At 62.8% G+C, this 8,539-nt stretch carries 7 protein-coding genes and 1 pseudogene; 7 read left to right on the plus strand and 1 reads right to left on the minus strand.

The window, feature by feature from the left end; all coding sequences use genetic code 11:
* The first annotated feature begins 115 nt into the window (after positions 1 to 115).
* The 7 genes from ROA7023_RS22385 to ROA7023_RS22415 all read left to right on the plus strand — a co-directional run bounded on the left by ROA7023_RS22385 (position 116) and on the right by ROA7023_RS22415 (position 8,084).
* The gene (locus tag ROA7023_RS22385) at positions 116 to 625 is read left to right on the plus strand and encodes a hypothetical protein (protein WP_085881196.1); all 510 of its coding nucleotides are present in this window, start codon (positions 116 to 118) and stop codon (positions 623 to 625) included.
* Positions 615 to 2,423, plus strand: a complete 1,809-nt coding sequence (locus ROA7023_RS22390) for a phage terminase large subunit family protein (RefSeq protein WP_085881197.1) — start codon at positions 615 to 617, stop codon at positions 2,421 to 2,423. Before ROA7023_RS22385 ends, ROA7023_RS22390 begins: the two co-directional genes overlap by 11 nt.
* A 162-nt stretch (positions 2,424 to 2,585) precedes the next feature.
* Positions 2,586 to 3,518, plus strand: a complete 933-nt coding sequence (locus tag ROA7023_RS22395) for a glycosyltransferase family 2 protein (RefSeq protein ID WP_085881198.1) — start codon at positions 2,586 to 2,588, stop codon at positions 3,516 to 3,518.
* A 14-nt stretch (positions 3,519 to 3,532) separates the two neighbouring features.
* Entirely contained in the window at positions 3,533 to 3,928 is a 396-nt protein-coding gene (locus ROA7023_RS22400; protein ID WP_159458646.1) for a GtrA family protein, read from the plus strand.
* A gap of 10 nt (positions 3,929 to 3,938) precedes the next feature.
* Positions 3,939 to 4,652, plus strand: coding sequence for a class I SAM-dependent methyltransferase (locus ROA7023_RS22405; protein ID WP_085881200.1), 714 nt, complete (start codon positions 3,939 to 3,941; stop codon positions 4,650 to 4,652).
* A complete protein-coding gene (locus tag ROA7023_RS22410) occupies positions 4,649 to 6,604 on the plus strand; it encodes a DUF6077 domain-containing protein (RefSeq protein WP_085881201.1) in 1,956 nt (651 codons plus the stop codon). Before ROA7023_RS22405 ends, ROA7023_RS22410 begins: the two co-directional genes overlap by 4 nt.
* Before the next feature lie 67 nt (positions 6,605 to 6,671).
* The gene (locus ROA7023_RS22415) at positions 6,672 to 8,084 is read left to right on the plus strand and encodes a phage portal protein (RefSeq protein ID WP_085881202.1); all 1,413 of its coding nucleotides are present in this window, start codon (positions 6,672 to 6,674) and stop codon (positions 8,082 to 8,084) included.
* A 338-nt stretch (positions 8,085 to 8,422) separates the two neighbouring features.
* On the opposite strand, the pseudogene ROA7023_RS24200 reads toward ROA7023_RS22415, so the two are convergent.
* Positions 8,423 to 8,539, minus strand: a pseudogene (locus ROA7023_RS24200) (IS5/IS1182 family transposase); the annotation flags it as partial.

Consider the following 8,539-nt stretch of genomic DNA (forward strand, 5'->3'; position numbering starts at 1 on the left):
GAACCGTTGTTAGCGGACGGGAACGCCGGTTTGCAGGCCGCCGGGCGGTTCCTCCTGCGCCGATCCGTATGTGGGGGAGCGCAGCGCATGACCCCTCCAGCGTCAGGGGGCGAATTTGACTAAACTCGACAGCCAAGAGACCAAGACCGCCTTCGCCATCCGCGTCGGCCTGACCAAGGGCCGCATATCGCAGCTGGTGGCCGAGGGTCTGCCGGTGCGCGCGGACGGGCAGATCGACGTGGCCGAGGGGCTGGCCTGGATCGAGGACAACCTCGACCCGGCAAGGCGCAACAAAGGCGGTCCCACCAGCTCGACCCGCGCGGCGACGACGCTGGCTGAAGCCAAGCGGCTGCATGAGATCGTGAAAGTCCAGCGCGCCAAGCTGGCGTTCGAGCGGGAACAGGGCCAGCTGATCGAAACCGCCGCCGCCACGCGCACTGTTTTCGCGCGCGCCCGTGCTGAACGCGACGCACATATGGCCTGGGTTCAGCGCAGCGCGCCCCTTCTGGCGGCTGAGTTGGGCGCTGATCCCCGCGCCACCTTCGCTGCGCTGGACCGGATGATGCGCGAGCACCTCGAGCATCTGGCAGACATGCCGCTGGGGAGTTTTGACGATGGTTCCTGATATCGATCTTGCCTGGCGGCGCGGAATCCGGCCCGAACCGCCCATTCCGGTCTCGGACTGGGCCGACCGCAACCGCATTTTGCCGCCCACCTCCGCCGAACCGGGGCGCTGGCGCACGGATCGCACGCCCTATCTGCGCGCGGTGATGGACGCTCTGTCCACCTCCAGCCCCTATGAACGCGTCGTGCTGATGAAGGGCGCGCAGACCGGCGGCTCGGAGGCGGGGCTGAACTGGCTCGGCTACATCATCCAGAACGCGCCCGGCATCGCCATGCTGGTCATGCCCTCGCTCGACATGGTGCGCCGCAACACCACCGTCCGCATCGACCCGCTGATCGAAGCGACGCCTGCTTTGCGCGAACTGGTCGCCACGCCCCGCTCCCGCGACGCCGGGAACAGCCTGTTCCGCAAGTCCTTCCCCGGCGGCCAGCTGGTGATGACCGGGGCGAACTGCGCCGTGGGGCTCCGCTCGACGCCCGTCCGCTACCTGTTCCTGGACGAGGTGGACGGCTATCCCGGCGATGCCGATGGCGAGGGAGACCCGGTCGATCTTGCGATCCAGCGCACCGCGACCTTCCGGGGGCGACGCAAGATCTACATGGTCTCCACGCCCACGCTGAAGGGCCACTCCCGCATCGAGGTCGCCTTCGAGCACAGCGACCGGCGCTTCTACCACGTCCCCTGCCTGCATTGCGGCGACTTGGCCCCGATCACCTGGGCGCGCATCCGCTGGCCCGAGGGGCGGCGCGACGCGGCGTATCTGGTCTGCGAGGCCTGCGGCGGCATCCACCACGAGCACGAGAAACCCCGCCTGCTGGCGGCAGGCGAGTGGCGCGCGACGGCCGAGGGCGACGGCCGCACCGCAGGCTTCCACCTCTCCGCGCTCTATTCGCCGTGGGAGACATGGGCCGAGATCGCCGCCGAGCACGGCCGCGTCCGCAAGGATCCGCCCCGCCTGCAGGTCTGGGTCAACACCAAGCTGGGCGAGTCCTGGGAGGACCAGGCAGGCGCCACCGTTCCCGCCGATCCGCTGATGGCGAGGCGCGAGGACTGGGGCGAGGCGCTGCCCGCCTCCGTCGCCGTGCTGACAGCGGGCGTCGACGTACAGGGCGACCGCATCGAGGTGCAGATCGTCGGCTGGGGCCGCGACGAGGAGGCATGGGTGGTCGACTACTGCGTGCTCTGGGGCGACCCGTCGGGCCCGCGCCTCTGGGCCGACCTCGACATGGTGCTGCAGGCGACGTTCCCACACCCTTCTGGGATCGACCTGCCCGTCCGGTCCGCCGCCATAGACACCGGCGGCCACCATACCAAGATGGCCTACGAATTCTGCCGCGAACGCCTCGCACGCCGCATATGGGCGATCAAGGGCCGCGGCGGGCCCGGAATCCCGGTCTGGCCGCGCCGCCCGACGCGGACGAACAAGGGCAAGATCCCGCTCTTCATCGTCGGCGTGGACGCCCTGAAGGACGCCGTCTACGCCCGCCTGCGCTTGATCGAACCGGGCCCCGGCGCGATCCACTTCCCCCGCCGTCTCGACGCCGACTACTTCCGCCAGCTGACCGCCGAGCGCGTCGTCACCCGTTTCGAGCGCGGGCGCCCGATCCGCTCCTGGCAACCCAAGCGCGATGGTGAACGCAACGAGGCCCTCGACACCTTCGTCTACGCTCACGCCGCCCTGCACGGGCTTATTAGCATGGGGCTCAGGCTGAACGAGGAGGTGGAGGGGGTGGCAACGGTGCCGGTGCAGCCAGGCGTGGAGGCTGGGCGCGTGATCCGGTCGGTGTGGATGGCGTAGCACGCACAGCCTGTATCGGCTTTTTCGGTGTAGCCTCCTCGGCATAAGCTGTTATGAATGATCTAAAATTGTGTGGCTTTCTCGGCCATGGCTCGGCACACAGCGCGGCACTGACGTAGCGGGGGCAGGCGTAGCGTATTTGTTTGAAGTAGAGGTCTTTTGATGAAAATTGCAGTTTGCATCCCTTGCCATAACGAAGAAAAGCCAATTCCATTTGTTGTGCGAGATTTCAAGGACGCATTACCAGAAGCGGATATCTGGGTTTTCGACAACAACTCGAAGGACCGGACGGTAGAGGCCGCCCGTGAGGCCGGTGCCCTCGTGGGTCAGGAGCCACAACAAGGCAAGGGCAATGTCGTCCGACGGATGTTCGCGGACATCGAGGCCGACATCTACGTCCTTGTGGACGGCGACAACACCTACGAGGCCGCGGCCGCGTCGAGGCTTATCCAGACGCTCCTCGACAACAACCTCGACATTGTTACCGGCTGCCGGGTGACGGACAGCACGGGGGCCTATCGGCCTGGGCACAAGTTCGGAAACTGGATGCTCACGAGCCTGGTGGCCACCATCTTCGGCAAGCGTACAAAGGATATGCTCTCGGGCTTCAGGGTTTTCTCCCGTCGGTTCGTCAAGAGCTTTCCGGCCCTCTCACGCGGCTTCGAGATCGAGACGGAATTGACGGTGCACGCCTTGGAATTGCGTATGCCCATCGCCGATGTGGACACCGTCTACGGCGACCGGCTGCCCGGGTCCAACAGCAAGCTCAGCACGATAAAGGACGGCGTCCGCATCCTGAGAGTGATCGTTTCCCTCGTGAAGGAGGAACGACCCTTCCGGTTCTTCGGCATCATCTCCCTGCTTGGCGCTTTGGTATCTTTGGTTCTCGGGTATCCGATTGTCGTCGAGTTTCTGCAAACCGGACTCGTGCCTCGCTTTCCGACCGCGATCCTGTCGGCTTCCATCATGATCCTGGCGTTCCTAGCTTTCATTTCGGGGCTGATCCTCGACACCGTCACACTCGGGCGCCGGGAGATGAAGCGCCTGCATTACCTGTCCCTGCCAGTACCGAGGAGCGGGAGGGGCGAGCAATGACCCCGCCTAGAAGATTGCTGCGCTTTGGCGTCGTCGGTGCGTTCGGCTTCATGGTCGATGGCGGTCTATTGTGGCTCCTCGTTTCCAACGACGCCAATCCATTTCTGGCACGCGGCCTATCGTTTCCGGCTGCGGTGTTCACCACATGGTGGCTGAACCGGATTTGGACCTTCGCAAACGCCACGAGATCGTCGCCCCGTCGTCAACTAAACCTCTATTTTGCCTTACAGGTTGTCGGCTCGCTCACGAATTTCGCCGTCTATTCAGTTCTCCTCGTCTTCATCGAGCCGACGCCCCTGAATGCGCTCGGCGCACTGGCAGGGGGCGCAGTGGTCGGCATGATCGTGAATTTCCTCGGGTCACAGCGTTACGTGTTCAAAACGGACATCGCCACGAGCCCAAAACAGTGAGCTCAGACTTATGAACAAATCACCACCTGAATTCAGCTACAGCGGCGTCGACAACCTTGAGGTGATGCTTGAGGCCAAACAGTATAATCGCTTTTTAACCGACCAAGTACTGAAAAATCGTATAGGTAAAAGCGCAATACTTGACTTCGGCGCTGGAATTGGGACTTTCTCGACTATGGTGCGCGATCGGGGGGTCCAGGTTGATTGTTTGGAGGTCGACGCTCATCAGTGCGAAATACTTCAGTCTAAGGGATTTCGAGTTTTTAGCTCTTCTGACGCTATTGCGGATTCAAGCTATGACTACATTTTTTCTCTGAACGTTTTCGAGCATATCGAGGACGATATCGCTGCGATGAAGGAATGCGCCCGGATACTCCGTCCGAGCGGCGTCGTCTACACCTACGTTCCAGCCTTTCCCATCCTCTTCGGAGACATGGACAGGAAGGTCCAGCATTATCGCCGATACACCCGTGCGAGCTTACGGGCTGTTTCGGAAGAAGCAGGGCTGAAAGTTACCCGTACGGCATATGTAGATATCGCAGGGTTCTTCGCATCCTTGCTGTACAACGCAACCTCGAAGGGCAGTGGGGATATCCACAGAAAACCCATCGAGCTTTACGATCGCTTCATTTTTCCGGTCAGCCGAGTGATCGATTATGCGACGAATCCGTTCATCGGGAAAAACGTCTTCTCTGTGGCTCACAAGACGGGAGTACAGCGTTGATCTCCACGCGAGTATTTTTTTCTGGCTTTCTCTTTCTGCTCGCTTGGACAATCGGCGTGCACCTGGTCACCTTCCAGGCGTTGAGCTTCGGAACGCTCTACCTCGTCGCAGGCGTTGCCCTGATCGCGGGCGTGCTGGGTGCGCTGAAGGCCGGCCCGATCGTGGACATCTTCACAACCAATGCGCTCGCAGTTCAGGGCCTGACATGGGCACCTCCACCTGCGGCAGCCGACCGCAACAGGTTTCTGGCGCTTCTCGCAGCAGGAGCGGTCGTTTTCCTTGTGACAGCCGGTCTGCAGTACAAGTTCTCGAGGGCCGAGCCGTTCTGGATTGCCTGCCTCGGCGTTACAGCATTTGCATTGTGGTACTCGCGCCGTTCGGGGGCCTACGCCCCATTGGTCTTGACGCATGAAGACGCCGAGCCCGGTAGTCGTCGGCTGGATCTTGCTTTTGCTGCTACAGCCGCCTCGGTGCTGCTCTTCTATTTCCTCACGTCGGTGCCCGATGCGGATGACAGCCTTTTCCTGAATCTCGCCGTTGGCGCAAAGGAACTCCGCGACGCCGTCTATACCGAAGACACAATGCTGGGGATCGCGGGACTAGACTTCATCAAGTCAACCTATCGCCTCGAAAGCTATCAGCTTCTTACCGCGCTGATTTCGGACGCCACAGGGCTGCCGGTGATCCTCGTGGCACATGCGGTGGTGCCGGGTTTCGTTTGTGTATGGGCGGCGAGTGTCCTGACGCTCCTGCATGGCGCCTTGTTCCCGCGCTTTTTCGGGTGGACGCTTGGCTTCCATCTCGCACTCCTTGTCGCCATGGACGGAGCCCTGCAGAGCTTCGGGTATCACGCAATCCCGCGCTTCTTTCAAGGAAAGGGTCCCTACGTAACGGTCATGGTGCCTTTGCTGGCTGTCTTGACCGTGTCGGCGATGAAGACGGGGTCCTGGCGTGCGTTGTCTCTTCTGGTTGGCGCCGTGGTGATTTCGATCGGTTTCACGGCGAATGCCGTCTACGCTGCACCCTTAGCGGTCGCCCTCGTTGGAGCCGCCTGGCTTGTCGTCGGAAACAAGCAGCGGTGGCGCGCTTTCCGGCTCCCTTTGGTCATCTTGTATCCAGCCTTCCTTGCTCTGAACCTGCTCATCAACGATCCGCCAGGTCCATCTGAACACACCGCTGCAGGAACGATTGGTGGCATGCTATGGGGCATATTTGGCTCACCCCAAGTGATGGTTTTGGGCATGGCAGTCGTTTTCGCCGCGCTCGCGGCTCCGATACTCTGCAAGAGGTTTTGGCCTATCTCAGTGTATTTAGCGCTTGCCTTGATACTGGTCCTAAACCCCCTTCTGTTGCCATTATACGCCGAACACGTGACTGGATATATCAATCACCGCCTCTTTTGGGCTGTACCGATACCGTTTTTGATAGCGGCAATGCTGGGCCTTTTCTGGGCGGTAGGCCGGATGCCCGTCAGAATTGCAGTTTTGACTGTACTCATGGCAGGAGTTCTCGGTCCGGGCTCAATTCTTTACAAGGCCGAGCTTGGCTTCTCGGCGTTGAAAGTTCCATATGCGCAATTCCGTATCGCCCAGCGGATTTCTGGAACTGATATTGGCCTGCTCTTGGCCCCAGAAAGCGTTTCAGCCTGGGTAACAGTGCTTGAAGACCGGCCGCCAGTGGTTGAGGGACGCTGGCTTTATATCCCACAGCGAGAAGATGATAATTTCAGAAACGAGCTTGATCAGCGTGCCTCAATTTATGTTTTCTTAAATCGAGATCCGAATGTATTTACCAGCGATTCGGAATTTATCTCCATGATTTCTCGTGTTGGTGTTCAAGCGATTATGCTCGATCTGACCAACGAACAACATGATGGCTTGCGACCTGCGCTCATCGAAGCCGGGTACGAGATCGCTTGGCAAGATGGGCAATACGCGCTTCTCCTTCGGTAGCAGGGCAAACAGCTATACCAAACATTCCCAATAGCTTGAGGGTCCGTTTCGGGCGATTCTGTCGCCCATGCGGACCTTCCTCCATCGCCTTCTCGGCCTCGCGCGCGCTCGCGGCTTCGACGCTGCGGCTGGCAGCCGGCGTTGGGAGGGTGCGCGGACGGTCGATGGGCTGAACGCGGCGGTCTTGGCAGGGGCGACCACGGCGGCGCGGCGGGCCGGCTGGTATGCGCGGAACAACCCGTGGGTCGCGGCAGCGGTGGACAGCCTGGTCGGCAATGTCGTCGGCGCCGGGATCAAGCCGCAATCTACCCATCTGGACCGTGCGGTGCGCGAGCGGCTGCAGGCGCTCTGGCTGCGCTGGACCGATCACGCCGCCCCGGACGGGCTGGCGGATTTCTATGGGCTGCAGGCCATGGCGGTGCGCGCGATGGTCGAGAGCGGCGAGAGCTTCGCCCGGCTGCGCGTCGCCAGTGACGCCGCCAGCATCCCCCTCCACCTCGAGCTTCTGGATCGCGAGCAGGTTCCCATGGACCTGCACCGCGAGATCGGCGGCGGGGCGCGGATCCGCGCTGGCATCGAGTTCGATGCCGCCGGTCGCCGGGTCGCCTACCGGGTCTTGTCCTCCCGTCCGGGCGATCCTCTCGGGTCTCTCCGCATGGACCCGCTCCGCGTCCCCGCCGCCGATTGCCTGCACCTGTTCAAGCCGCTCGCCGCGGGGCAGCTGCGCGGGATCACTTGGCTCGCGCCGATCTTGCTGCGGCTGCACGAGCTCGACCAGTTCGAGGACGCCGCGCTGGTCAAAGCCAAGGTCGCGGCGCTGTTCACCGGCTTCATCACCGATCCGGACGGCACGGCGGGCGGGCTCTCGGGCACCAACAGCGGCGGCGCGCTGACCGTGGGCATGGAGCCCGGCAGCCTGATCCCGCTGCCACCCGGCACCGACATCCGCTTCTCGAACCCGACCGAGCATGACGCCTATGCGCCCTTCGTGAAGAACCACCTGCGCGCCGTCGCGGCCGGGCTCGGCTTGCCCTACGAGCTGGTCTCGGGCGACCTGGAGGGCGCCGCCTATTCTTCGATTCGGGCCGGGCTGATCGAGTTCCGCCGCCGAGTCGAGCAGCTCCAGCACAACGTGGTCGTGCATCTGTTCTGCCGCCCGGTCTGGGAGCGGTTCGTGCGGCTTGCGGTGCTGACCGGCGATCTGCCGGCGCGAGACTTCGACCGGAACCCCGAGGCCTATCTCGGCTGCGAATGGCTTCCGCCGAAGTTCGATTACGTCGATCCGATGAAGGACGTGCAGGCCGAGATCCTTGCGATCGGCGCGGGGCTCAAGAGCCGGTCCCAAGCGATCTCTGAACGCGGCTACGACGCCGAACAGGTGGATGCCGAGATCGCCGCCGACCAGGGGCGCGCAGACGGGCTGGGACTCAGCTTCGGCCAGACCGCGATGCCGCAGGAGAAGGAGACCGGCGATGGCTGACACCATGGAATTGCTCACCCGCCGCGCGACGCTGGCGCCCGCCACGGCCGACGCGGAGGCCCGCACGGTCGATGTGGTCTGGTCCACCGGCGCGCCGGTGCGCCGCCGCGACATAGAGGGGCAGTATATCGAACGGCTGAGCCTCGATCCGCAGGCCGTCGACCTGGCGCGGCTGGAGGGCGCATCGGTCCTCGACGCGCATCGCCAGACTGCGGTGCGCGACGTGCTGAGCTCCGTTCGCAGCGCCACCGTCGACGGCAAGCGCGGCACCGCCCTCATCCAGTTCTCGGCGCGGTCCGAGGTGGAGCCGGTCTGGCAGGACGTTCTAGGCTCAGGACTCATAGCCAAAAGATCACGGTTGCGGCGAGAGCAATGGCCGAGAGGAAGACCTTGGGACTTCGGTCATAGCGCGTGGCGACGCGCCTCCAGTCTTTCAAGCGTCCGAACATGATCTC

This window comes from Roseisalinus antarcticus (assembly GCF_900172355.1).
Classification (GTDB): domain Bacteria; phylum Pseudomonadota; class Alphaproteobacteria; order Rhodobacterales; family Rhodobacteraceae; genus Oceanicola; species Oceanicola antarcticus_A.

Coding starts and splice junctions, on each gene's coding strand:
- ROA7023_RS22395 (WP_085881198.1), top strand. CDS start 2,586: ATGAAAATTGCAGTTTGCATCCCTTGCCATAACGAAGAAAAGCCAATT.
- ROA7023_RS22390 (WP_085881197.1), top strand. CDS start 615: ATGGTTCCTGATATCGATCTTGCCTGGCGGCGCGGAATCCGGCCCGAA.
- ROA7023_RS22405 (WP_085881200.1), top strand. CDS start 3,939: ATGAACAAATCACCACCTGAATTCAGCTACAGCGGCGTCGACAACCTT.
- ROA7023_RS22415 (WP_085881202.1), top strand. CDS start 6,672: ATGCGGACCTTCCTCCATCGCCTTCTCGGCCTCGCGCGCGCTCGCGGC.